Below are 23,845 nucleotides of genomic sequence, written 5' to 3'. Positions count from 1 at the left end.
TAATTAGAATAAACAATATGAAAATTACACTGTAATTAATTCACAATTAATCATGTTCAAATTACTTGCTTTTATGAAGATTAATTCATTCAGAATTAAAAAAATAGAGGATTTCTACATAAATTAATTTTTTATGCTTTATGTTTGCAATCTTGGAATCAAAACTGCTGGTGTTAGAATGAGATCAGAATTTAGTTTGAGCCAATAATAACATGTCAGATAGTCATATCCCGCTTCCAGAACGCTTAAGACCACGTGACCTTGCAGAGATTATCGGGCAGGAACATTTGCTGGGGGAACAGGCGCCCTTACGCCAGATGATTGATCAGGGTCATCTACCGTCGATTATTTTCTGGGGACCACCCGGCGTTGGAAAAACCACCATTGCCTTACTGTTGGCACAAGCGGTAGATCGGCCTTTTATCAGTCTGTCTGCCCTGAATACCGGAGTGAAAGAGCTGCGTGAAGTGATTGCCGATGGTGGTGATCTGCTGACGCCAGTGGTCTTTATTGATGAAATTCACCGCTTTAATAAATCCCAGCAGGATGCACTGTTAAATGCAGTCGAAAAAGGGAAAATTACCTTAATTGGTGCCACTACCGAAAACCCGTCTTTTGAAGTGAATAGTGCCTTATTGTCACGTTGTCAGGTGTATAGCCTGAATGCGTTGAGTGCGGAATCGATTCAGACTCTGCTCACACAAGCCTTGCAAAATGACCGTTTTTTGCAGGAACGACATATCCTGATTGAAGAATTTGATGCCTTGGTGCAGTTCGCAGCAGGTGATGCCCGTAAAGCATTGAATTTACTTGATCTGATTGCCAGTACTTTTGAACCGGATATGGAAAATATCATCACCAATGCAGGGGTGGTGAAAGTGGCACAGCAAAATATTGCCCGTTATGACAAGTCCGGTGAACAGCATTATGATCTGGTCTCGGCTTTTATAAAATCAATTCGCGGCAGTGATCCCGATGCAGCGCTGTACTGGATGGCACGCATGCTCAAAGGCGGTGAAGATCCGGTATTTATTGCCCGCCGTATGCTGATTGCAGCTTCTGAAGATATCGGTAATTCCAATCCGAATGCCTTATTGCTGGCGGGTGAATGTTTCCGTTCGGTGCAGGCCGTCGGCATGCCGGAATGCCGGATTATTTTAGGACAATGTGCGGTGTATTTAGCCACCAGTGCCAAAAGTAACAGCACCTATCTGGCAATTAACAAGGCAATGGAGCTTGCAGATAAAACCTCGAATTTGCCGGTGCCTTTGCATTTGAGAAATGCACCGACCAAGCTGATGAAAGAACAGGGCTACGGGGTGGATTATCTGTATCCGCATCATTATCCTGAGCATTTTGTGCTGCAAGACTATATGCCGCCAGAACTGAAGGATACCAAACTGTATGAGTCGGCACGCAATAAACGTGAAGTTGAAGGAGAGCGCTTACAGCAACGCCGTTGGCAACAACAGCAACAGCAGCAATAATATCAGTACACAAATAGATTAAACTCAGGCAAAAAAAAGCCCAATTCAAGGCGAATTGGGCAGAAATTAGGATGTTTTTTAAGGGAGAGAACATCCTAGAGGGTAGGCGATCAATCTGGTCGGCAAACCTTGAGTTAAATCAATCAGCTCACTGATTTGCCTGGTATGTGATGATATTAGACCATAGGCTTGCCAATGTAAAAGCGTTCATTTTTATCTGTAATATTTATTTTTTCGATTAAAGCTTAAAAGGTTAATCTGGCCCAGCCAAAAAATCAGGGATAAAAAAACCGAGCTGTTGAGCTCGGTTTTTTTGAAGCAATGGACTACACCATTAGATGTTGTCGAGGTTAATACCTAAACGGCCCGCAACTTCTTCATAGGCTTCAACCACACCGCCTAAACCTTGACGGAAACGGTCTTTGTCGAGTTTTTTCTTGGTGTCTTTGTCCCATAGACGGCAACCGTCTGGAGAGAATTCATCACCCAAAACGATACGGTCATGGAATACACCGAATTCAAGTTTGAAGTCGACCAGAATCATGTTACCGGCATCAAACAATGCTTTCAGCACGTCATTGACTTGGTAAGTCAATTCTTTCATTTTTTCCAGTTGCTCAGCAGTCGCCCAACCTAAAGCAATCGCTTGCGATTCATTGACCATTGGATCGCCAAGCGCATCGTCTTTAAAGAACAATTCGAATGTAGATGGAGTCAGTTCTTTACCTTCTTCAACACCTAAACGGCGGCATAAAGAACCTGCTGCATAGTTACGAATCACACATTCAACCGGGATCATATCCAGTTTTTTCACCAGCACTTCATTTGGAGTCAGCAGCTTTTCAAAGTGAGTTTCAATACCCGCTTCTGCCAGCTTTTCCATGATGAAGGCGTTAAAACGGTTGTTCACCTTGCCTTTACGATCTAGTTGCTCGATTTTTTCGCCATTGAATGCAGAGGCATCATCTCGAAAGACTAAAATCAGATGGTCTGAACTGTCTGTGGTGTAGACAGATTTCGCTTTACCAGTATAGAGCAAGGTTTGTTTTAACATGAGGGAACCTTTTACAAAAAAAAATGCCTAGAAATGTCTAGGCTGGCCAATTTTGGTAAATCTGGTTGAGCAGTTCTGCGGCTTTTTCACGGTCGGCAAAACTGTTATCGGCATTGAACACAGCGAGGTTATTACTTGAACCGACAGAAGATAATCTTAATACATAGGTTTGCTGGTCGACCCGAATCGTGACTTCGTAACGGTTTTTATTCTGCGCAACGATGCTATGATTCAGGCTGCTGAGGGTGGCAAGCGTATATTGCCAAATTGTAGCAGAATTTCCGTCAATTTTAAGCAGCGGATTAAGATTTCCGTCTGTGACCAACTGTGGTTTACCAACAGCATTGCTTTCAGTCAGCTCAGCTTGAGCGGTGTTCTCAGTCTGGGCCTGAGGGCGTGGCAAGGCAAAACGGTTGCCACGCTGGTTTTCAAGCTTCGGTGCATTTTCAATTGCAAGCGGATCGACTGTTGGAGCAGGATACAATGGCGTTGCAGGACGTACCATGGCGCCTTCAGGATATTGTAAAGCGTCCAGAGTTGTAGTTTCTTTATAGTCTAAAGTGCCGTTATTAAAGGCCATTGAACTACAACCTGCCAAACTGAATACTGAAAGTGTAAGGCTAAGTCCTAAACGTAATTGCATAATCTTGTGCTCTTTTATTTAATAACGCCCGCTTCGACCAGTGCTTCATGAAGCGGAGCGCGATATTGTTCTGCAAGTGGTGTTAATGGAAGGCGAATGCCAGTACCAATTAAGCCCATGTCATGGAGTGCCCATTTCACAGGAATTGGGTTTGATTCGCAAAATAAAATATTGTGTAAATTTGCAACCTGAGCATTTAACTGTTCAGCGTCTGTAGCATTACCTGTAATGGCAGCGGCACACACTTCACTCATGGCTTTCGGAGCCACATTCGCTGTGACCGAGATATTGCCTTTGGCGCCATGACCCATCAGCTGATATGCCGTTGCATCATCACCTGAGTAGACCACCATGTCTTTGTCTTTCAGACCTTGCAAGAGTTCAGCACCACGCGGTACATCACCCGTCGCATCTTTAATCCCGACGATTTGTGGAATATCGGCCAGACGAATCACGGTTTCATTCAGCATGTCGACACCGGTACGGCCAGGGACATTATACAGAATCTGCGGAAGATCGACCGCTTCAGCCACAGCTTTATAATGCTGGTACAAGCCTTCCTGGGTCGGTTTGTTATAATAAGGCGTCACCAGAAGAGCAGCATCGGCGCCGAGCTCTTTGGCTTCACGGGTAAGTTGGATGGCTTCACGGGTCGAGTTTGCGCCTGTGCCGGCAATAATAGGAATACGTTTGTTGGCCACACGAATGATTTCTTTGATCACCTGGGTGTGTTCACTCATGCTCAGGGTCGAGGCTTCGCCTGTCGTTCCAACGGCAACAATACTGTTGGTGCCCTCTGCAATATGCCATTCAACCAGCTTCTCGAGACCCTTCCAATCTACGCTGCCATCTTCAAACATAGGGGTGACGATTGCGACTATGGAACCTTGAATGGTCTGTGCTTGCTGAGTCATTTTAAAAAACTATCCTATTTGTCCATCCGAAAGGAATGAGAAAACATAAATTGGGATGGATTTGTATTTTGATTTATAGCAAATTCAATGGACTTGCGCTGAATTGAAGATTGCTTATGCAAATTATGACTGATCAAACGCATAAGAACAATATGCTTTAGTCAAAGCCACTCAATTCTTTATACAAAGCCTTTTGAAAACAATCAAGTAATAAATTAGATGATTTATCCGGCGAAATACTGTGGTCAAACTGCGACTTAAGTCCCGGCTCAGCAAGATATTATGGAATTTTGTCTGCAAAATTAGCTCGATTTGAGTAAAAATCTCGGCCAAGTCGTGAATTTCGTTGTTTTTAGCTGCTGAATTAATATTTTTATTGGATGAATCTATATGTAAAACATCTTTGTCTGGAGGCTAAGCTGATGTAAACAGGTTGAAAAATTGAATCTATTAATCTTTTTTTAATATCAATGAATTGCATAATATTTTTCTAATCGGTTGGTTTTTTAACTTGATGTATAAGTCTTAAAGCATAAATTGTGAATTTTAAAACTTTTTGATTAATTGCTTTTGCGACTTTATCTCAAGGTCTATTGCATGGAGCTGCTTCAGCTGCTGTGGGGATATCCAAGTAAAACGTTCAACTTATTGATAGTTATTTCTGCGCTCAGGCTCATAGATGATGGTCTTTCTTTTGTAACGCTGATTGAACAAGGATAATCCAATGGAAAAATCAGACAATAAGCATGCTATCGTCACGGTCGCCATCTGTTTTCTGATAGCGGTGATTGAAGGCTTGGATATTCAGGCTGCTGGTATTGCTGCAGCCGGTGTGCGTGAACACTTCGGTCTCGATAGTTCCCAGTTGGGTGTGTTTTTTAGTGCAGGGATTCTGGGTTTATTACCCGGTGCACTGATCGGCGGTCGATTTGCAGACCGTATCGGCCGTAAGAAAGTGTTGATCTGGTCGACAGCAACATTTGCCATATTCACTTTATGTACAGTTTGGGTCAATAGCTTTAACAGTCTGCTGGCAGTACGTTTTCTGGCCGGAGCAGGTCTGGGCGGTGCGATGCCGATTCTCATCACACTCGCTTCTGAAGCGGTATCGCCGCAAAATCGTGGTCGTGCAGTCGGCTTGATGTATTGCGGTATGCCTGTGGGTGCTGCGATTTTATCTTTAATTGCTGCGACTGAATTTGGTGCCAACTGGAAAAATGTTTTCTATCTGGGCGGCTTGTTACCGATTTTTGCAATTCCATTGATGATGCTATTTTTGCCTGAATCGAAGGAATATCTGAAAACACAGAACAAAACTGCAGCAGAACTTGCCGTTGCACCACAAGGTTCATTTAAGGACCTGTTTAATTCGGACAACCTGTTACGTACCATGTGCATCTGGATCAGCTACTTCTTTACGCTGATGGTGGTTTACATCATGTTGAGCTGGTTACCCTCATTGTTTATGGAACTTGGCTTTAGCCGTAAGGATGGTTCAACCGCACAGTTCTACTTCATGGTCACGGCGACGATTGGTACAATTATCCTGGGTATGCTGACCGATCGCTGGAAAAAAGCGTATGTGATCCTGTTGATGTACGGCGGTATTCTTGCAGGTCTATTGGCACTAAATGGTGCAAGCTCACTGAACCAGATGTATATGGCAGCAGCATTGGCAGGTGCCTTCGTAATTGGCTGTCAGGGTGTACTTTATGCCTTCGGTAGTATCGTGTATCCAACAGAAGTGCGCGGTACCGGTGTCGGTGTTGCTTCTGCAGTCGGTCGTATTGGTGCCATGCTAGGCCCAGTCATCGCAGGTCAGCTCCTGGTGGCAGGTTTTGGTGCCGCAGGGGTAATTACAGCCGCAATCCCATGTATCATCATCTCTGCACTGTGTATGCTATTCCTGGTGAACCGTACCAAAGTGTAATAGGCCAAGATTTGAAAAAGCCTGCTTTTGCAGGCTTTTTTGTGTTTAAAATTCAAGGAATCAGATCCGCAGTGCGGTTAAAAACAGGCAGAATCAGAATATGCAGTCACAGGGTTTTTAGCAGCCGCTCTAAAAATCCGATAACAATTTGCGCTATGCTTGGACATAAATCGAGATTTCAATGGATGAAAATACATGCAAAATAATATCGCATTGCTGGTCGTAGATGTACAAAGAGGATTTACCCCAGGGGGTAATCTGGCAGTGGCCAATGCTGACCAGATTATCCCCAATATCAATTTATTGGGGCAGTATTTTCAAAATATTATCCTGACGCAGGACTGGCATCCAGAAAACCATATTTCTTTTGCAGACAATCACCCCGCTAAAGCGGCTTATGACAGCATTCAGCTGGATTATGGCACTCAGGTTTTATGGCCAAAGCATTGTGTGCAGGGGACAGTAGATGCCGAGTTGCATCCGGATTTAAATTTACCGCAAGCGCAACTGATTATTCGCAAGGGTTTTGATTCCCGGATTGACAGTTATTCCGCCTTTATGGAAGCAGATCAGAAAACCACAACCGGTTTGGCCGGTTATCTGCGTGAACGTGGTATTGATACGGTATTTGTGGTTGGGATTGCTACTGATTTCTGTGTGGCTTGGACCGCCATCGATGCCTGCAAACTGGGCTTTAAGACCTTTGTCATTGCCGATGCCAGCAAGGGCATTGATCTCAATGGTTCCTTGCAACATGCTTGGCAAGATATGCTGGCGCATGGGGTAAAACGCATCTATACCAAAGATATCGTTCAGCCGGTTTAAAATTTTATCATGATGCGCTTCGGATATTTATTTGATCTTCGGCGCATTTAAATCTTCAGATTTCTGGTATTGAGAGATGCCTGTTTTATCTTGTTATTATTCTCCCTTTGTACCCCTGGATGAACCCCATGTCAGCCTTGCTCCAGTTTAGCCAATTTGTCCAAAAAACCTTTGCTTTATGGGTGCTGCTGTTTTCCGGCATTGCCTTAATGCTGCCCGAGGGCTTTGTCTGGTTACGCGCTTATATTGCATGGATGCTGGGCATCATCATGTTCGGTATGGGCATGACCATGACCGTAGGCGATTTTAAAAGTGTGCTACAAAGTCCGAAAGCTGTCGGGATTGGGGTCGTGGCCCAGTTTGTAGTGATGCCGGGTCTGGCTTTTCTCTTGTGTCAATTGTTCCAGTTGCCGCCGGAAATTGCGATCGGGGTGATACTGGTCGGTTGCTGTCCGGGTGGTACTGCCTCCAATGTCATTACCTATATGGCCAAAGGCAATACTGCTCTGTCTGTGGCCTGTACTTCCGTCTCAACCTTATTGGCTCCGATTCTGACCCCTGCGATTTTTTATCTCTTGGCCAGCCAATGGATCGAGATCAATGCCTTATCCATGCTGGTGTCGATTCTACAAGTGGTGCTATTTCCAATTCTTCTGGGCTTGATTGTACGGAGTCTGCTCAAGCAAAAAGTAAATGCCTATATTCAGGTGATGCCGCTGATTTCTGTGATTGCCATTGTCGCGATTGTGGCAGCAATTATTGCCGGCAGCAAAGCTCAGATTCTGCAATCCGGACTACTGATCTTGGGGATTGTGGCCTTGCATAATGGTCTCGGTTATTTGCTGGGTTATTGGGCCAGTCGTATCTTTAAGCTGGTGGAAATAGACTGTCGTGCGGTATCGATTGAGGTGGGAATGCAGAATTCAGGTCTGGGTGTGGCTTTGGCTGCGACCCATTTTGCAGCTTCTCCACTTACGGCTTTGCCCAGTGCGATCTTTAGCTTGTGGCACAATATTTCAGGGCCAGCTCTGGCCACCTATTGGGCAGCCAAAAGCAGGGTAACGACATTAGAGCCAAAGCAAAATCTGGATACAGACAGCTAGAATTTTAAAATGCGGCAGTGATTTTAATTGCTGCAAGGCGCTGAATAATAGAACTTGACGAGTAACAGCTTAAAAATTCTGCGCACAAAAAAGCCCGATTTAAAATCGGGCTTTGTACTGTACAACCTTTATGAGGCTTTGGACTGTTTGGATTTTAAAATCTCGGTTCTAAAAGTCTGTGCCAGTTCAGCCGTTTCTGCATCCATGCCATTCACTACAAAGGCATGACGGGTCAGGACATTGGTTGGATTCGGCATACTGACCAGCTGGAAATGTTCGCTCACATCTTTTAGCAAGCTATTCGGGACATGTAAGGCACTTTCTTTTGCGACCAGGTGCTGGCTAAGACGCTCAGAGGCCTGCACCGAGCTGAGCTGCATCTCCTCGACTTTAGACGCAATTGCACTACGGGTTTGTAGTACAAAACGTTTTTCTTCACGATAGCGTTTATACAGTACCTCCGAGAGTAACTGGAATACCGCACTGATCATGGTCAGGCAGGCCAAGGCATTTGGCTTGTCTGCCGCAATGCTGATAGTGGCACCTTTTTCATCAAATTTATGCACAGTACTAATATCACTGCCATTCAGTTTGTAGCGCTGCACACAGAGTTCAGTGGCTTTATTCAGGAAAATCTGACACAGGTTGAAATAAGGCACCGATACGGTTTTATTCACGCTATCGAGTAACTGTTTTGGATCATAGAACTGGATATTCAAGCTCAGGCTATCGCTTTCCAGTACAGCTGGCTTATGTTCTTTTTCTTTGGCTTTATTTTTTACTGCCTGCTGGGCTTGGGCAATGGCCAGCGCAGCATTGTGCTTTTCCTGTTCCAGAGCTTGGGTCAGGGTCTGAATCTCGAATTTTAAACGGGATTCATTGTTAATGCGTGCCAGATATTCGGTTCGGCTAGGACGCGCGATCGCGCGGTACGCCACCCAAATCAAAGCATGAATAATGAAAGAGAACAGAATCGCCAGCCATTGCGTCCGCAGAATTTCACCCATACTTGGCTCAATCAGGGTGATTTCAATCAGACCAACTTTTTTCTCGTTTTGCAGTGCATCACGGACAAAAACTTCACCATCGCGAGTTTTGGTCAGTCCGCCGGTTGCTAAAACCTGACCTTTCGCATCCAGAATTCGAATCGAAGCCACACTCGGGTTGGTCGCATAACGATTTGCCAGCAAAGCCAGAGAAACACGATTGGCCGGTTCCAGCTCGGACAGGCTGTCTGTCACCAGTTGACTGGTGATCAGCTGCCCCTGACTGGTGCGGTTTTCATTCAGTTGGTGAGTGGTTGCCAATACCAGTAAAAAGGTATGCAGAGCAAAACTTACAATCAATAGGCTAGCAAATAGCCCTTGTCTAGGCGCATTCAACGTAAACTTCCAAGGCAATTCTGTTCAATTTCGATTATGATTCTAACAATAGTTGTAGCTCAGACCCGAGTCAATTCATGCGAGAAATCATTCTTATATCATTTTTAGGACCTGACCAGCCTAATCAATTTACACGATTAATGCAGGTTTTGTCCGCCCATTCCCTACAGATTTTAGATGTGGGGCAAGCGGTTATTCATAATCAGTTAACCTTAGGTATTGTTGTAGCGTCTGATGACCAGACGGCGACAGCATTAGCCATGAAGGAAATCCTGATTCTAGCACATGATATCGGGTTAACTGTGCGCTTTAAACCGATCTCTGCGACTGAATATGATCAGTGGGTCAAAGAGGGTGGGCGCACACGTTATATCGTAACGGCATTGGCCCCTGAATTAAATGCCTCTCATTTGCAGGCCGTGACCCAGATTGTCTCGGCTCAGGGTTTTAATATTGAAACCGTAACCCGTCTGTCTGGCCGTCCGGCCCTGGATGGCAGCAGTACCGGTCCGAAACGTGCCTGTATCGAATTTGGTTTAAAAGGACAAATGCTGGATGCCGCAGCCATGCGTGCTGCCTGTTTGCGTTTGTCCAGTGAACTGAATGTCGATGTTGCGGTTCAGGAAGACAATGCCTATCGCCGTAACCGCCGTCTGGTCTGTTTTGATATGGACTCGACCCTGATCGAACAGGAAGTGATTGATGAACTGGCGATTGAAGCAGGGGTCGGTGCGCAGGTTGCTGAAATCACCGAACGCGCCATGCAAGGTGAACTTGATTTTCAGGCCAGTTTCCGTGCCCGTGTGGCTTTATTGAAAGGCATGGATGCATCGGTACTGCCGAAAATTGCCGAGCGCCTGACCATTACCGAGGGTGCTGAACGCCTGATTTCGACTTTAAAAGCATTGGGTTACCGTACTGCAATTCTGTCGGGTGGTTTTCAGTACTTTGCCGAATATCTGCAAGGCAAACTGGATATTGATGAAGTACATGCCAATGCGCTTGATGTTCAGGATGGCGTAGTCACGGGTGAAGTCAAAGGTCATATTGTCGATGGCGCGCGTAAAGCTTTATTGCTTGGCGAAATTGCCAAAGAGATGGGAATTTCCCTGGAACAGACCATTGCAGTCGGTGATGGTGCCAATGACTTGCCAATGTTATCGATTGCAGGACTCGGTGTGGCTTTCCGTGCCAAGCCACTGGTGCGTCAAAATGCCACGCAGGCGATTTCCAGTGTCGGTCTGGATGGCGTGCTGTATCTGCTCGGGGTACACGATAAAGACCTGAATCAGGCATAAACACTATTTTTGATAGAATAAACGCGACCTCAGGGTCGCGTTTTTTGATTGCCTTTGAACCAGGGTGACCAAGCCAGCAGAGAAGGTTGACTATAAAAACATCGATCATCTTAAACGGAAAAATAATTTTTTCAGTCAATAACAGCCCTGATAATTTTGTAATGACACGCCAACATTGACGCAGTCATTGATCCACAAAAATGCCAAAAGCAAAAAATGTAATGACAATATAATATCGCGACAAAGTATGTCGTGAGACCAGATCACAGGACTTTTTTTATGCAAAAAACTCAGCATAATGCAGGCATAGAGATACAAATCAACAGATTCCATTTTATTGATTGAACGAAATTCAATAGATAGAACCGTTGCAATATCAAACAGGCAAACTATCTATTTGGATGGAGGGGTTTATATGGTAACAGCGAATTTAGCAACGATCGTGGGCTTCAGTTTAGTCGCTGCAGCTGTAGTTGCTGTGTTCTTCTCGCCTTATCGTCGCTGGTTGAGTTTTATGGCAGCCGGGATGTTGGTCTGGGGCTTGATTGAGATGATTCGTGTAGGCACACAAGCCTGGTTTGATCTGCCAATGACCTATAGCTATCTGAGTGCATTGACAGCAGTCATGATGGTGGTCACTTTCTTATTATTGCGTGAAGACCGTCGTGCAGAGCGTGCCTTGGCAAAACGCCGTTGTATCGAACATACGCCAGTCTATGAAGATGATCAGCAGCAGCTTTCGAGCCGTTAAGTCTACAAATCGCAAAGAAAAAATGCACCCACGGGTGCATTTTTTAGCTTAGAAATATGATACAAACTGCTTAATCAACCTAGCCAAGAATTATGCTAGGATATTTGTCAATTTTCGTACAATTAGAATAGGCATCCTCCATGAAACTGTCGTCCATTCCTGTGTTAAAACTTCCTCTTATTGATATGAGTACAGATCCACTGGACTTGTTGGTCGCGGGTCTGGCTTTACGTATGAAGCAATTGGCACGTACCAGCCCAAAATTTATTGAACTGGTACATGAGCGTCAATTCCGGATCCAGATTGGCACAGATGAAGGTATGGCACGTCAGATCATTGTCAATAATGGCCAGATTGATACGGTTTCAGGTGATGCAGAGAAAGCAGATTTTGTATTGCAGTTTGCTGATAGTGAGCAGGGTGTAAAGACCTTGGTCAAAGGTGACCCGACAGCATTCATGACGGGTATGCAAAGTGGTACCATCAAAATGGAAGGTGACTTTGGCCTGCTGGTCTGGTTTAACCAGGTGGCGAAGATGATTCCACCCAAATTGCCCAAACCGGTCAAAGAAAAAATTAAATTTGCCCGGGCGTTTATTAAAGAAAAAACGGGTAAATAAAACTCTGCTCCTGACTTCCTCTCCTTTTTCAAGGAGGGCTGAGGGCAGGATTCAGCCAGTTTCAATCTGGGTAATGCCAGTCAGTTAGGGAGTTTAGATCTAAGCTCCTTAATTTTTTAAATCTTTTGCAGAAACAATTATTTTCTAATCTTGCGGTACAATACACCTGATGCCCCAGACCGTTGGGGATGAGGTTTCCAGCTACCCCATATCATTATGAATAACAATAATAAAAAACCAGACAGTTTCCTGCCTGATCTCGATTACTGAATCTGAGGGCTTTTTAATGTGGAAAATAATGTCGCTATTCAACTTCTAAATTAAAGGTCACCGGCCCATCATTGACCAAATGTACTTTCATATCCGCTGCAAAAATACCAGTTTGTACATGTTCAAATTGTGACTTTGCATAGTCAACCAGTTGCTCATACAGCTCTTTTGCAGCAGCAGGTGGCATGGCAGGGCCAAAATCTGGACGTAAACCTTTTTGGGTTTGCGCCATCAGGGTAAATTGCGAAACCAGCAGTAAACCACCTCCGGCCTGACCGACATTCCAGCCCATTTTGCCTTGTTCATCATCAAAGAATCGGTATTTCAATATCTTATCAATCAGCTTTTTACCTTTTTCCAGATTGTCGTCCTTGCTCAGACCCAGAAAAACCAGAATTCCTTTATTTATTTCACCAGTGGTTTCACCCTCGACCACGACTTTAGCTTCTAAAACTCTTTGTAATAAGGCACGCATTTTACATATTGACTGATAACGATAGATGGGCGTGATTGTAACAAGAATAAAACCTGAAGCAGTATCAGATGCTAATTTTTATGAGTTTTAAATATTTGAAAATCAATTGATTAATTTTTATAAATTCATTAAAACGATTGAAGTGATAAAAATAATCTGTTTTAACAATTTTTAGTTTTTATATATCTTAGCACCTGCAGGAAAGGTAATAAATTGAGAGATTTAGAAATGTTTAAGCGTTCATTACTGGTTGCAATGCTTGCAACTGTCACAGCCACACAAGCTGCTCCTCTAACTAAAGACAATGGTGCGCCAGTCGGTGATAACCAGAACTCAATCACAGCAGGCCCAAATGGTTCAGTCTTGCTTCAAGACGTTCAATTGGTACAAAAACTACAACGTTTTGGTCGTGAGCGTATTCCGGAGCGTGTGGTACATGCGCGTGGTACAGGGGCTTATGGTGAATTCGTTGCAACTAAAGACCTGTCTGACTTAACAATTGCTTCTCTATTCAAGACCGGTACTAAAACTCCAGTTTTTGTACGTATGTCTACGGTAATTCATGGTAAAGGTTCACCGGAAACCCTGCGTGACCCGCACGGTTTCGCGATCAAGTTCTATACTCAAGAAGGGAATTGGGATCTGGTCGGTAACCAGACACCGGTATTCTTCATCCGTGATGCGATCAAATTCCCGGACTTCATTCATGCAATGAAGCCAAGCCCGGTGACAAACGTACAAGATGCCAACCGTGTATTTGACTTCCTGTCGAGCCAGCCATGGGCTACCAACATGCTGACTTATGTGTACGGCAAACAAGGTGTGCCCACCAGCTACCGCGAACAGGACGGTTTCGGGGTACATGCTTACAAGCTATATAACGACAAGGGCGAATACAAATATGTGAAATTCAACTTCCGCTCGCAGCAAGGCGTGAAGGGTTTGAATGTGAAAGAAGCTGCCGTGCAACAGGGCAAAGACTTCAATCACTTGACCAATGATCTTTATAACAACATTTATGCCGGCAACTTCCCGAAATGGGATCTGCATATCCAGGTACTGGATCCAAAAGATCTCGGCAAATTTGATTTTGACCCACTTGATCCCACCAAGATCTGGCCAACTGACTTAGTTCCAGAAGTGAAAGTGGGGACATTGACCCTGAACCGCATGCCAAAGAACTTCTTCAATGAGACTGAACAGTCGGCATTTGCACCAGGTAATCTGGTTCCGGGTATTGAGCCATCGGAAGACCGTCTGCTACAAGGCCGTATCTTCTCTTACTCAGATACGCAAATGTACCGTCTGGGTGTGAATCACCAGCAAATTCCGGTGAACCGTCCAGTGGTTGCTGTAAATAACAACAACCAGGAAGGTTATATGAACGTGTCTGAGCGTGACTCGGATGTGAACTATGAGCCAAGCCGCAAAGAGCCAAAAGCTGCAACTGCAAAAGCACGTGCGGTACAAACACCATTATCGGGTCATGTACAGCAAATCGGTGTGAAAGAGCAGAACTTCAAGCAGGCAGGTGAGCTGTACCGCTCGTATACTGCCAAAGAGAAAGATGACCTGATTATGAACCTGGCTGCGGACTTAGGTGCAGTAAAAGATTCAGAAACCAAGCACATCATGTTGTCTTATTTCTACAAGGCAGATGCCGACTACGGTACACGTATGACCAAAGCGGTAAATGGCAACATCGCAATGGTCAAAGCCAAAGCAGCACAACTTAAAGACTGATTTCGATTGGTCGATCAGGATTGGTGACTAGGGTTTAAGAATTCACCTCCGCAAAGTCCTGTAGAACTCCAAACCTTTCCTGCACCCTAGGGGGAGTTCTACAGGCACTCCGTTTTACTCATCTTATCTAATCTGAATAGAATCATTTTCGATTCATGTCTCTATTTGATTTCTGTTGGAGTTCATCATGAAAGCTATGCAGCATGCAGTTTTAGCCAGTATTCTCGCGATAGGTTCCATGTTCGCAAACGTGGCCACCGCCAAGGAGATCTCCTCCCCCGCTAAAAATGTGGAAAATGTTCAGATGAGCTCACAACAGGAATTAGTTGCATTGTTTTTTGCCGCAGCCAAAACCGGCAATGACGAAGTGATTCATGAATTTCTAAAGTATGGTTTTCCGGTTGATGTACGCAATAGTGCCGGTTTTACCCCACTGATGATGGCGACCTATTATGGCCATCAAACTATTGTGACGACCTTGCTCAATCATGGGGCTGATCGCTGCGCCCGCGACAATAAAGGCAATACCGCATTGATGGGGGCACTGTTTAAAATGGAATTTGCGATTGCCAAACAGCTGCGTCAGGTCGACTGTGATGCCCAAGCCAAGCAGACCGGGCAAAAGACCACAGCCGAATTTGCCAAGGTGATTGGTCAGGAAAAACAGCTGCAGAAAATTATTCAAGAACAGGGGAAAACCCCAGGCCAGTTGCCGAAATAATACCCCTTATACTCTGATACTTTTGTCGCGAATTCAGCTAGCTGTACGTAAATCCTGCAATATTGCATAAAATTTTATGCTTTAATGTTGAGATAAGCACAGCGATATTTCCTTAGTTATGGCTCCAATTATCCGTTCCCTGTTAGATACTGACTTGTACAAATTCACCATGTTACAAGTGGTATTACACAAGTTTCCGCAAACGCATAGTGTCTACCATTTCCGTTGTCGTAATCTGGAAGATACAGTCTATCCACTGACGGATATTCTGGATGATCTCAATCATCAACTTGATCTGTTGTGTCAGCTCAACTTCAAAGAAGACGAGTTGCAATATTTAAGAAGTCTGCGTTTTATCAAGAGTGATTTCGTCGATTATCTGGAACTGTTTCAACTGAAACGCCGTTTTATTCAGGCCAGTATCGATAGCGAAGGTCGTTTAGATATCACCATTGAAGGCCCGATGGTTCAGGCGATGATGTTTGAAATCTTCGTACTGGCAATTGTCAATGAACTGTATTTTAGCCGGATCCGTAGTCCTGAAGTGCTGGCTGAAGGTGAGCGCCGTTTACAGGCGAAAATACAATTATTAAAAGAATACGATGCATCGCAACATCCACATGATCCGCCATTTTTAGTGTCGGATTTTGGGACACGTCGCCGTTATAGTTTCGAATGGCAAAAGCATGTGGTAGAAGAATTCAACAAGGCTGCACCACATGTCTTCCGTGGTACCAGTAATGTGTTATTGGCGAAAGAATTGGGAATTACCCCGATTGGCACCATGGCGCATGAATTCCTGCAAGCATTTCAGGCGCTTGACGTGCGTCTGCGTAATTTCCAGAAATCTGCGCTGGAAACCTGGGTACAGGAATATCGTGGTGATTTAGGTATTGCCCTGACTGATGTGGTCGGTATGGATGCTTTCCTGCGTGATTTTGACCTGTATTTTGCCAAACTGTTTGACGGCCTGCGTCATGACAGTGGTGATCCCTATGTTTGGGGTGACAAGGCCTATGCACATTATAAAAAACTGAAAATTGACAGCAAAACCAAAATGCTGACTTTCAGTGATGGTCTGAATCTGGAAAAAGCCTGGAAACTGCATCAATACTTTAAAGACCGTTTTCAGGTCAGTTTCGGGATTGGCACCAACCTGACCAACGACATGGGCCAAACCCCCTTAAATATCGTATTGAAACTGGTGGAATGTAACCGTCAGTCGGTGGCAAAAATTTCGGACAGTCCAGGCAAAACCATGACTGATAATGATACTTTCCTGGCTTATTTGCGTCAGGTTTTCGAGATCACTGAACCTGCTTAAGCACATTTTAGACATGAGTAATTTTAAAAACCGCTTCGCTACAGGGGCGGTTTTTTTATACAAGATGGCTTTTTAGCATGACTTATCTAAAATCCTGCTAATCATCTTAAAAGAAACCGCATAAGTGTAAAAATGAGCTGTGCTAAGATCAAAACAATTTGACCCATCATAGCCATGATAACGATGATAGCTTCAGCTTTTAATTTTGGTCTGCTGATCGAGGCAGAAGATTTAGTTCCCTATTTGGGCCATGAAAAACTTCGTATTGTCGACCTCAGCCGGGCTTCTGTGTATGAGCAGTTGCATATTCCACATGCCCTGCATTTACAACCCAAGCTGCTGGTTCGTCAGGAAGAGCATATGATGGGGCTATTGCCGGATGCAGAAGGCTTGCAGGTCCTCATTGCTTATCTGAATATTTCGCCTGAGCATCATGTGGTGGCCTATGATGATGAGGGCGGGGCATGGGCCGGGCGTTTACTCTGGAATCTGCATTGTCTGGGTTTTGAAAATACCAGCCTATTGAATGGCGGGATTCATGCCTGGCTGGGTGCAGGTTTGCCAACCTCGTCCGATCAGGAAATATTTAGCCCGGTGAGTCATTTAGTTCCTGTCAATCTCGAGCAAAAATCAGAGTTTCAGATTGGCTATGATGAATTACACCAGCTCATTGAAAGTGAACAAGTTCAACTGTGGGATTGCCGCACTGAAGATGAATATACTGGCCTGCGTCTGGCAGCGCGCCGCGGCGGTCATATTCCGGGAGCACGTCATTTTGAATGGAGTACTGCCCTTAACCGGCAAAATCATTTAAAATTGCAGCCTTTACCACGTACTCAGCAGCGTCTGGAACAACTGGGCTTTGATTTGACTCAGCCGGTTGTGGTGTACTGCCAGTCCCATCATCGCTCAGGTTTGGCCTATATTCTGGGCCGTTTACTGGGCTGGAAAATTCGAGCCTATGATGGTGCGTGGAGTGAATGGGGCAATCGCCTCAATAGTCCAATCGCTACAGGGGAGGTGCCATCTTGAGCATCACATCACGTTTAAAACAACAGTTTTTTATTAAAGCTCAACGATTAGTACCGCAACATCGCCTGTCTCGTGTGGTCGGCAAAATTGCTGCCAGCGAAAACCCGATTATCAAAACGGCTGTAATTACTGCCTTTAAGGCACAGTACGGCATTGATATGTCGATTGCTGAACAGGCCAATGCCTTGAAATTCAAATCATTTAATGAATTCTTTACCCGTGCCCTGAAACAAGGGATTCGTGCAGTTGATCCAGATGCCAGCAGCATTGTTTCACCTGCGGATGGGGCGATCTCCCAGCTGGGTAAAATTGAAAATGGCGATGTGTTTCAGGCCAAAGGTCAAAAATTTACTGTAGAAGCGCTGATTGCTGACCCGCAACTGGCTGAACCCTTCAAGAATGGTGAATTTGCGACAGTATATTTGTCACCACGTGATTATCACCGTGTGCATATGCCATTTGCAGGGACTTTGACTGAAACTTTATATGTACCGGGGGAACTGTTCTCGGTCAATCAGGTCACGGCAGAAAACATTCCGGGTCTGTTTGCCCGCAATGAACGCATGGTCTGCCTGTTTGATACTGAAATTGGCCGTATGGCCGTGGTCTTGGTGGGTGCAATGATTGTGGCTGGTATTGAAACGGTGGCTACTGGCAAGGTTAAACCTTCTGGTCGGATCGAGTTAAACCAGCATGATCTGTTCCTGGAAAAAGGTGCGGAACTGGGCCGGTTCTACCTTGGTTCAACTGCAGTGATTTTATTTGAAGAACATAAAATGCAGTGGGATGCCGCGTTCAAGGCCAATTCTTTGGTGAATATGGGTGAAGCATTGGGGCATACGGTTTAAAGATTTTAGCCTCTTGTATCCTCCCCCTTTTTCAAAGGGGGATCGAGGGGGATTAATCCTGAATGATATAAATCCTCCCTTGCGGAGCAATGCTCCTCACCCTTTTCCAAAGAGGGAAGGATACAAAAAAAGCGCCATCAGGCGCTTTTTCTCATTTAAATCTTTAGCGTTTCACCACAATCGAATCAATGCCACTGTGTTGCAAGGTCTGCTGGGCAATCAGTGCCGCATCAGCCGAGTCATAAGGGCCTGAGACCACGCGATACCAGACTTTGCCATTTTCTACGCTTCTGACCACATCAGCAGACAGGCCATTCAGAATAATTTCCGCACGGCGGGCATCGGCCTGATCCGGATCATCAAAGCTGCGTACTTGCAGAATATAGCTGACCGGAGCTGTAACCGGTGCTTCGCTGACTTCCAAGCCAGGTTCGGTGCTTGCTGCAGCTTCAGGAACTTCAGGTCGAGGTGCTTCTACAATCACCACAGTATCCTGTCTTTTAGCTTCAGGTACCGCCTGTTCAGGAATCGGAGTTACTTGTTGTTGTGGCAACAAATCGTAAAAACGGTAATCCTTATTGGTGTCTTCTTCCTGGACAGATGCTGCAGTCGTTTGAGTTTTAGGCTTAACCGGTTCCCATGGCTTCCACAACATCAGTGCCATTAAAAAACTCAACACGATTAAAATGATCACGAGTGTGCCGAGCCAGGTCGGAATCAGTGGCTTTTTAGGCTTATTCGGTCTTTCAGATACACCGCGTTGCGTTTTTCCAAACACTTGGGATTTCCTCTATATGGGGTTGCCTCATAGAAAAGGCATAACAGTGGTTATGCCTGACTATTATTTCATCCTATGTGATTAAGATCCAAATGTCATTATTTAGATCAAACTGCACACCAGATTTATACTTGAGCTATTTTTCAAATAGCTGGCAGAATCTAGCCAGGTATTTTTTGAACAGCTAAAACAACAGTTTTCGTTGTGGCCTCGAGTAGAGCTTTTGTCTTGCGAGCATGCAAAACAATCTATACATGCTTACTCAAGCGAAGCTTTCGCCTTGCGAGCATGCAAAGCGGTGCTTTGCTTACATGCTCTCAGGCGCAGACACACCTAAAAGTTCTAAGCCATTACGCAATACCTGACGTACGTTCACTGATAACAGTAAGCGCGCCTGAGTCAGTTCAGCATCATCACCGAGTACTTTATTGTCGTTGTACCAGCCGTGGAACAAGGCTGCCAGCTCTTTCAGGTAGTTGCCGATTTGATGTGGCTCATGGCTGTTTGCAGCACGCACCAGAATTTCTGGATAGGCAGCCAGTTTAGCCAGAACTTCAGTTTCAGCATCCAGCTCGAGTCGGGCCGCCAGAGTACGCGCTGCCGCAGCGTCAAAATTCACGCCTGTAGAGGCCGCTTTTTCTAACATACGGCAGATTCGGGCATGCGCATACTGGATGTAATATACAGCGTTGTCTTTGCTTTGCGACACCGCTAAGTCTAGATCGAAATCGATGTGTTGTTCAGATTTACGCATCACATAGTAGAAACGTGCAGCATCGTTGCCGACTTCTTTGCGCAGATCACGCAAGGTCACGAACTGACCTGAACGAGATGACATTTGTACCATCTCGCCACCGCGCCACAGGCTGACAAACTGAACCAGAAGCACCGTTAATTTCTTCGAGTCATAGCCCATCGCATCAATCGCTGCTTTCACACGTGCGATATAACCGTGGTGATCGGAACCCCAGATATCAATAATATCGGTATAGCCACGTTGTAATTTATTCAGGTGATAGGCAATGTCAGAGGCAAAGTAGGTGGTCTGGCCATTACGGCGTTTCACCACACGGTCTTTTTCATCACCAAATTCAGTCGACTTGAACCAGATATTGCCATCTTTTTCGTACAGGAAACCACGTTGATCTAAGGTCTGTAAGGCTTCTTCAATTTTGTCGGTTAATGATTCTTCGCTGAACCATTGGTTGAAAGTGACACCAAATTCGCCCAGGTCATCTTTAATATCGTCCAGAATCGCTTTGAGTGCTGCCTGTAGGAAGACACGATAGCCTGTACCAATCAACGCCTGAGAATTAAAGATCAAACCATCAATGTGCTTTTCTTTGTCGCCAGACACCACCACTTTGTTGCCATCTGCATCCAGTTCAGCTGCAAACTGTACATCTTCAGGCACGTCTTTATACACGTCAGCCACAGGACGTACATACGCATCGCCATCCTGATCAATAATGCTTTGTGCGATTTCTTTTACGTAGTCGCCCTGGTAGGCATTTTTCGGGAACACCAGTTCCTGACCGGTTAATTCTAAGTAACGCAGATAAGTCGAAGTCGCCAGAATGTCCATTTGACGGCCAGCATCGTTGACATAGTATTCGCGGTCTACTTTTGCACCAGTCGCTTCAAGCAAGTTCGCAACCGTCATACCATACGCAGCACCACGACCATGGCCCACATGCAGGCTGGAGGTCGGGTTGGCAGAAACGAATTCAACCTGAATACGTTTGTCTGCATTGACCTGGGTACGACCATAAGTCGCCTGTTGTGCCTGAATTTGATCGAGGACTGCAAAACGCTGGTCGGCATTCAGGAAGAAGTTAATAAAACCAGGACCGGCAATTTCTGCCTTGCTGATATCCGCCACTTCAGGCAGGGCAGCAAGAATTTTTTCCGCTAAATCACGTGGCTTCATACCCGCAGCTTTCGACGCGATCATGGCAATATTCGACGCAAAGTCACCATGGCTTCGGTCTTTGGTACGCGTCAAATTACTTGTATTGTTCCAGTCAGATGGGAGTACGCCTTGTGCCTGTAAAGTGTGCACTGCATGATCGAGAGCTGCTTGTATTGCCGTATTCATAATCAGTCGAAAATAGAGATCGCAGAAAAACAGCAAATATAGCAAATTTCAGGCTGTTTAGGTAAAAGCATTTCTAGGGAATAAAAAGTAGAGGGTCACTTCGTCAGAAGTTTTTGACTAAAGAAAGGGAAAATAAGCGGATTAATCTCATGAAAATAAAATCAGTTTTCAGCTCAACATTTCAGATGAAAAAAACAATGCTGCACCGTACAGAATTTGGCTTATATTAGTCATCTGAAAACAGTAAAAAGAGCATGTCGTGGCTGCATCACAACGTCCGACCATTATCGGTCATATTCCTAAACTTCCTGCAAAATGGGCATTGATTATTGTGCCTTTTATCCTGTCCTGCCTGATGAGTGGCATCATTTCCATGATCAATATGCTGCGCAATCTTGGCTGGATTGATGGATTTATGGCACTCTGGTTTCATAACTGGATGATTTCCTGGGCGATTGCTTTTCCGATTGTGGTGACCTTATTGCCTTTCGTGCGCAAATTCACTGGGCTATTGGTCGATATGTCCGGATCTCAGCCACCCAAATGATCATTTTTTAAATCTTAAATTCGATCTGCTGGAGTCAATTCTTGGATATTTTAAAAGTCGGGCTGTATAGGGCGAATAGTGTCATCTTTAAATTAAATGCTCTACCGCCGCCCGGATGATCCCGAGCACCAGACCGATACAGGCACCCACCACGACCCCATTGACCCGGATCATATGCAGGTCGCCGCCGACTTCATTTTCAATCTTGTCGATCATCTCGCTTGAATCCCATTCGTGAATCCGCTCGCTGATAAAGCGAATCACTTTTTCACTGTACTGGTCACTCAGGTCCACCGCGATTCCGCTGAGACGTTTATTCAGCAGCTCACGAACCGAGGCATTCGAGATGATATTTTCTCCGACCTGTTGAATGGCAATTCTGAGATTTTCCGCAATACCAGAATTAGGTTTTTGCAAGTCTTCCTTGATCGCATCACATAAAATTACCACGGCACCGCTGATAAAATTCAGCACCTGTGGGCTATCCAGTAAGACATCTTTGGTTTCATTCAGCCGCTGGCTGGCTTCACTATCGTTATCTGCCAGTTGTAACATCCAGTCATGCCCCATGTTCTCAATTTTAAGTCGCCACGGATGATCTGGATCGGCCAGCATGGCTTCAACGCGCCCGATCACGGAATCAATACTGCGTTGCTGCACGTCAATCCCGATCCAGCTAGCACCTTTGGCCAATTTCCACACGCCCATTTCCTTAAACAGGTTACGGGTCAGCTCGCGGGTTTGTTCAGGATGTAAGGTCATCCAGGCATGCACCACATCCAGTCCGCGCTGTAGCACATCCTGATGGAAATCATTGTCCAGTACTGCGCGTAGCATTTCACTGGCCAAGGTATTGATCTGGGTGTTTTTGACCCATTGCACGCTATTGCTCTGGATAAATCCGGCAATCTGTTCCTGCCCGACAAATTCAAAGATTTTAGGCACCGTTTGCTGAATGACCTGAGTCACTTGGGCATTATTTTGCGGATTGGCCAGCCAGCGTCCTGCAGCCAGACTCAGGTCGGTACTGTCCAGACTGCGCTGTACAATTTGCGGAGAAAGAAAATTTTCCTGCACAAAACGGCCCATCGACTCTGCAATACGGGCCTTGTTGCGTGGAATGATTTCGGTATGGTCGCGTAAAAACTTGGGAATGGGCAACCTGCCAAAAGGGTTACGAAACAGCACGGTAATCGCATACCAGTCCGCCAGACCACCGACCACACCCGCTTCTGCCGAGAGCATCAGAATATGAATGAGCCAGACATATTCAGGTAGCAGTTTGGCTGCAACCATCAATGCCAACCAGGTCAGTACGGCGACCACCAGCGCGATGGTCGCAAAACGTTTACTGCGTTGTAAGCTCGGTGAGATACGCTCTGTCTGCATAGATCATCCTGTCAAGAGGGATTGGCCGGTTGCGGTTGCAGCACTGCGCCGGATGGACTTAGACCATATTTAGCCCCAAGTGACTGTAAAATCAAGCGCGCATCGAAAGCATCACTGGGTGCCTGACCGGCTTTAAAGCATTCAATGGTATAGGCCACCTGAGCAGGATCCAGGGTGACAGTATAAGGACGGTCATAGAACGGGTCTGGCCAGAACCCCGGATAGCGACGGTAATAACCATATGGATAATAGCTCGGTGCCGGATAGACGATCGCCTGACGTGGTGGTTGCTGGGTACGATTACTTGGATCATTCAGCACTCTAAAGAACTGAAAGCCATTTTGCACAGTGGTCTGCGCGGCTTTGACCAGGGTAATTTCCTCAGCCGTGCCAAAGCTCATATTGGGCCGGGCCTGAAACCCAATCCGATAGGTGTTGTTGTTGAGTGGCGTGGTACTGTAGCGGCCCAACTGATCAAACGTTAATGGTTTTGAAGGCGTCGTGGCACAACCACTCAGGCTGATGGCAGCGATCACACTCAATCCCAGTAGCATATTTTTCATGTTCGATCTCCTGATGCAATGATCCAGTCCAAACAGCCGGTCTTAAAAAA

The 23,845-nt window shown here is 45.4% G+C and carries 22 protein-coding genes; 13 read left to right on the top strand and 9 right to left on the bottom strand.

Annotated elements, in window-relative coordinates; translation table 11 throughout:
* The first annotated feature begins 212 nt into the window (after window positions 1–212).
* Window positions 213–1,487 (top strand): replication-associated recombination protein A, encoded by a 1,275-nt coding sequence (locus GVV58_RS10620; protein ID WP_005173345.1) that lies wholly within the window; start codon window positions 213–215, stop codon window positions 1,485–1,487.
* Between the two features lie 334 nt (window positions 1,488–1,821).
* Here GVV58_RS10620 and purC read toward each other — a convergent pair whose 3' ends face one another.
* From purC to dapA, 3 genes are read right to left on the bottom strand one after another with little or no spacing between them, the layout of a single operon-like run.
* Window positions 1,822–2,541 (bottom strand): phosphoribosylaminoimidazolesuccinocarboxamide synthase, encoded by a 720-nt coding sequence (purC, locus tag GVV58_RS10615; RefSeq protein WP_005173343.1) that lies wholly within the window; start codon window positions 2,539–2,541, stop codon window positions 1,822–1,824.
* 37 nt (window positions 2,542–2,578) lie between these two features.
* Window positions 2,579–3,184, bottom strand: a complete 606-nt coding sequence (locus tag GVV58_RS10610; RefSeq protein WP_100329542.1) for a lipoprotein-34 precursor (NlpB) — start codon at window positions 3,182–3,184, stop codon at window positions 2,579–2,581.
* Between the two features lie 14 nt (window positions 3,185–3,198).
* A complete protein-coding gene (dapA, locus tag GVV58_RS10605) occupies window positions 3,199–4,098 on the bottom strand; it encodes a 4-hydroxy-tetrahydrodipicolinate synthase (RefSeq protein ID WP_005173340.1) in 900 nt (299 codons plus the stop codon).
* Window positions 4,099–4,822: 724 nt separating this feature from the next.
* On the opposite strand from dapA, the gene mhpT reads away from it, so the two are divergent.
* The 3 genes from mhpT to GVV58_RS10590 all read left to right on the top strand — a co-directional run bounded on the left by mhpT (window position 4,823) and on the right by GVV58_RS10590 (window position 7,956).
* Window positions 4,823–6,028 (top strand): 3-(3-hydroxy-phenyl)propionate transporter MhpT, encoded by a 1,206-nt coding sequence (mhpT, locus tag GVV58_RS10600; protein WP_005173339.1) that lies wholly within the window; start codon window positions 4,823–4,825, stop codon window positions 6,026–6,028.
* A gap of 195 nt (window positions 6,029–6,223) precedes the next feature.
* Window positions 6,224–6,853, top strand: a complete 630-nt coding sequence (pncA, locus tag GVV58_RS10595) for a bifunctional nicotinamidase/pyrazinamidase (protein WP_100329540.1) — start codon at window positions 6,224–6,226, stop codon at window positions 6,851–6,853.
* Window positions 6,854–6,981: 128 nt separating this feature from the next.
* Window positions 6,982–7,956 (top strand): bile acid:sodium symporter family protein, encoded by a 975-nt coding sequence (locus GVV58_RS10590; RefSeq protein WP_159516505.1) that lies wholly within the window; start codon window positions 6,982–6,984, stop codon window positions 7,954–7,956.
* A gap of 128 nt (window positions 7,957–8,084) precedes the next feature.
* Here GVV58_RS10590 and GVV58_RS10585 read toward each other — a convergent pair whose 3' ends face one another.
* Window positions 8,085–9,338 carry a hypothetical protein gene (locus tag GVV58_RS10585; RefSeq protein WP_005173336.1) on the bottom strand — a complete coding sequence of 418 codons (1,254 nt, stop codon included), beginning with the start codon at window positions 9,336–9,338 and terminating at the stop codon, window positions 8,085–8,087.
* Window positions 9,339–9,415: 77 nt separating this feature from the next.
* Here GVV58_RS10585 and serB point away from each other — a divergent pair, with 77 nt between their 5' ends.
* The 3 genes from serB (at window position 9,416) to GVV58_RS10570 (ending at window position 12,007) form a co-directional block, all read left to right on the top strand.
* Complete coding sequence (gene serB / locus GVV58_RS10580; RefSeq protein WP_074383828.1) at window positions 9,416–10,636, top strand: phosphoserine phosphatase SerB; 1,221 nt, start codon at window positions 9,416–9,418, stop codon at window positions 10,634–10,636.
* 415 nt (window positions 10,637–11,051) lie between these two features.
* Window positions 11,052–11,387 (top strand): ciprofloxacin tolerance protein AciT, encoded by a 336-nt coding sequence (gene aciT, locus GVV58_RS10575; RefSeq protein WP_074383829.1) that lies wholly within the window; start codon window positions 11,052–11,054, stop codon window positions 11,385–11,387.
* 140 nt (window positions 11,388–11,527) lie between these two features.
* Window positions 11,528–12,007 carry an SCP2 sterol-binding domain-containing protein gene (locus GVV58_RS10570; RefSeq protein WP_100329538.1) on the top strand — a complete coding sequence of 160 codons (480 nt, stop codon included), beginning with the start codon at window positions 11,528–11,530 and terminating at the stop codon, window positions 12,005–12,007.
* A gap of 304 nt (window positions 12,008–12,311) precedes the next feature.
* Here the strand turns inward: GVV58_RS10570 and dtd are convergent, their stop codons facing one another.
* Complete coding sequence (dtd, locus tag GVV58_RS10565) at window positions 12,312–12,752, bottom strand: D-aminoacyl-tRNA deacylase (RefSeq protein WP_074383830.1); 441 nt, start codon at window positions 12,750–12,752, stop codon at window positions 12,312–12,314.
* Window positions 12,753–12,980: 228 nt separating this feature from the next.
* On the opposite strand from dtd, the gene GVV58_RS10560 reads away from it, so the two are divergent.
* The 5 genes from GVV58_RS10560 (at window position 12,981) to asd (ending at window position 18,420) form a co-directional block, all read left to right on the top strand.
* Window positions 12,981–14,495, top strand: coding sequence for a catalase (locus GVV58_RS10560; protein ID WP_159516520.1), 1,515 nt, complete (start codon window positions 12,981–12,983; stop codon window positions 14,493–14,495).
* A 187-nt stretch (window positions 14,496–14,682) separates the two neighbouring features.
* Window positions 14,683–15,216, top strand: coding sequence for an ankyrin repeat domain-containing protein (locus GVV58_RS10555; RefSeq protein WP_159516504.1), 534 nt, complete (start codon window positions 14,683–14,685; stop codon window positions 15,214–15,216).
* A gap of 118 nt (window positions 15,217–15,334) precedes the next feature.
* Entirely contained in the window at window positions 15,335–16,540 is a 1,206-nt protein-coding gene (gene pncB, locus GVV58_RS10550) for a nicotinate phosphoribosyltransferase (RefSeq protein ID WP_100357001.1), read from the top strand.
* A gap of 183 nt (window positions 16,541–16,723) precedes the next feature.
* Complete coding sequence (locus GVV58_RS10545; protein ID WP_159516503.1) at window positions 16,724–17,572, top strand: rhodanese-like domain-containing protein; 849 nt, start codon at window positions 16,724–16,726, stop codon at window positions 17,570–17,572.
* Window positions 17,569–18,420 carry an archaetidylserine decarboxylase gene (gene asd / locus GVV58_RS10540; RefSeq protein WP_005173321.1) on the top strand — a complete coding sequence of 284 codons (852 nt, stop codon included), beginning with the start codon at window positions 17,569–17,571 and terminating at the stop codon, window positions 18,418–18,420. Before GVV58_RS10545 ends, asd begins: the two co-directional genes overlap by 4 nt.
* Before the next feature lie 163 nt (window positions 18,421–18,583).
* Here the strand turns inward: asd and GVV58_RS10535 are convergent, their stop codons facing one another.
* Together GVV58_RS10535 and argS are read right to left on the bottom strand one after the other, a co-directional pair.
* Window positions 18,584–19,198: an SPOR domain-containing protein gene (locus GVV58_RS10535; RefSeq protein WP_074383835.1), complete on the bottom strand. Its 615-nt coding sequence runs from the start codon at window positions 19,196–19,198 to the stop codon at window positions 18,584–18,586.
* A 307-nt stretch (window positions 19,199–19,505) separates the two neighbouring features.
* Window positions 19,506–21,296: an arginine--tRNA ligase gene (argS, locus tag GVV58_RS10530; protein ID WP_159516502.1), complete on the bottom strand. Its 1,791-nt coding sequence runs from the start codon at window positions 21,294–21,296 to the stop codon at window positions 19,506–19,508.
* Window positions 21,297–21,555: 259 nt separating this feature from the next.
* Between argS and GVV58_RS10525 the strand changes: the two genes are divergently transcribed.
* Window positions 21,556–21,843, top strand: a complete 288-nt coding sequence (locus GVV58_RS10525) for a DUF2798 domain-containing protein (protein WP_044108798.1) — start codon at window positions 21,556–21,558, stop codon at window positions 21,841–21,843.
* 87 nt (window positions 21,844–21,930) lie between these two features.
* Here the strand turns inward: GVV58_RS10525 and GVV58_RS10520 are convergent, their stop codons facing one another.
* Window positions 21,931–23,232 carry a DUF445 domain-containing protein gene (locus GVV58_RS10520; RefSeq protein ID WP_159516501.1) on the bottom strand — a complete coding sequence of 434 codons (1,302 nt, stop codon included), beginning with the start codon at window positions 23,230–23,232 and terminating at the stop codon, window positions 21,931–21,933.
* Between the two features lie 11 nt (window positions 23,233–23,243).
* Entirely contained in the window at window positions 23,244–23,795 is a 552-nt protein-coding gene (locus GVV58_RS10515) for a hypothetical protein (protein ID WP_005173315.1), read from the bottom strand.
* Window positions 23,796–23,845: the final 50 nt, after the last annotated feature.

It is taken from the genome of Acinetobacter sp. 18QD2AZ41W, assembly GCF_009829025.1.
In the GTDB taxonomy this organism is placed as follows: domain Bacteria; phylum Pseudomonadota; class Gammaproteobacteria; order Pseudomonadales; family Moraxellaceae; genus Acinetobacter; species Acinetobacter pseudolwoffii.
Note: the sequence above shows the minus strand (reverse complement) of the source record. Positions and strands in the feature narration are given on the sequence as shown.

What these genes read in the sequence shown, in the direction of transcription:
- GVV58_RS10620 (WP_005173345.1), top strand. Translation starts at nt 213, where the DNA reads ATGTCAGATAGTCATATCCCGCTTCCAGAACGCTTAAGACCACGTGAC.
- purC (WP_005173343.1), bottom strand. Translation starts at nt 2,541, where the DNA reads ATGTTAAAACAAACCTTGCTCTATACTGGTAAAGCGAAATCTGTCTAC.
- GVV58_RS10610 (WP_100329542.1), bottom strand. Translation starts at nt 3,184, where the DNA reads ATGCAATTACGTTTAGGACTTAGCCTTACACTTTCAGTATTCAGTTTG.
- dapA (WP_005173340.1), bottom strand. Translation starts at nt 4,098, where the DNA reads ATGACTCAGCAAGCACAGACCATTCAAGGTTCCATAGTCGCAATCGTC.
- mhpT (WP_005173339.1), top strand. Translation starts at nt 4,823, where the DNA reads ATGGAAAAATCAGACAATAAGCATGCTATCGTCACGGTCGCCATCTGT.
- pncA (WP_100329540.1), top strand. Translation starts at nt 6,224, where the DNA reads ATGCAAAATAATATCGCATTGCTGGTCGTAGATGTACAAAGAGGATTT.
- GVV58_RS10590 (WP_159516505.1), top strand. Translation starts at nt 6,982, where the DNA reads ATGTCAGCCTTGCTCCAGTTTAGCCAATTTGTCCAAAAAACCTTTGCT.
- serB (WP_074383828.1), top strand. Translation starts at nt 9,416, where the DNA reads ATGCGAGAAATCATTCTTATATCATTTTTAGGACCTGACCAGCCTAAT.
- aciT (WP_074383829.1), top strand. Translation starts at nt 11,052, where the DNA reads ATGGTAACAGCGAATTTAGCAACGATCGTGGGCTTCAGTTTAGTCGCT.
- GVV58_RS10570 (WP_100329538.1), top strand. Translation starts at nt 11,528, where the DNA reads ATGAAACTGTCGTCCATTCCTGTGTTAAAACTTCCTCTTATTGATATG.
- dtd (WP_074383830.1), bottom strand. Translation starts at nt 12,752, where the DNA reads ATGCGTGCCTTATTACAAAGAGTTTTAGAAGCTAAAGTCGTGGTCGAG.
- GVV58_RS10560 (WP_159516520.1), top strand. Translation starts at nt 12,981, where the DNA reads ATGTTTAAGCGTTCATTACTGGTTGCAATGCTTGCAACTGTCACAGCC.
- GVV58_RS10555 (WP_159516504.1), top strand. Translation starts at nt 14,683, where the DNA reads ATGAAAGCTATGCAGCATGCAGTTTTAGCCAGTATTCTCGCGATAGGT.
- pncB (WP_100357001.1), top strand. Translation starts at nt 15,335, where the DNA reads ATGGCTCCAATTATCCGTTCCCTGTTAGATACTGACTTGTACAAATTC.
- GVV58_RS10545 (WP_159516503.1), top strand. Translation starts at nt 16,724, where the DNA reads ATGATAGCTTCAGCTTTTAATTTTGGTCTGCTGATCGAGGCAGAAGAT.
- argS (WP_159516502.1), bottom strand. Translation starts at nt 21,296, where the DNA reads ATGAATACGGCAATACAAGCAGCTCTCGATCATGCAGTGCACACTTTA.
- GVV58_RS10520 (WP_159516501.1), bottom strand. Translation starts at nt 23,232, where the DNA reads ATGCAGACAGAGCGTATCTCACCGAGCTTACAACGCAGTAAACGTTTT.
- GVV58_RS10515 (WP_005173315.1), bottom strand. Translation starts at nt 23,795, where the DNA reads ATGAAAAATATGCTACTGGGATTGAGTGTGATCGCTGCCATCAGCCTG.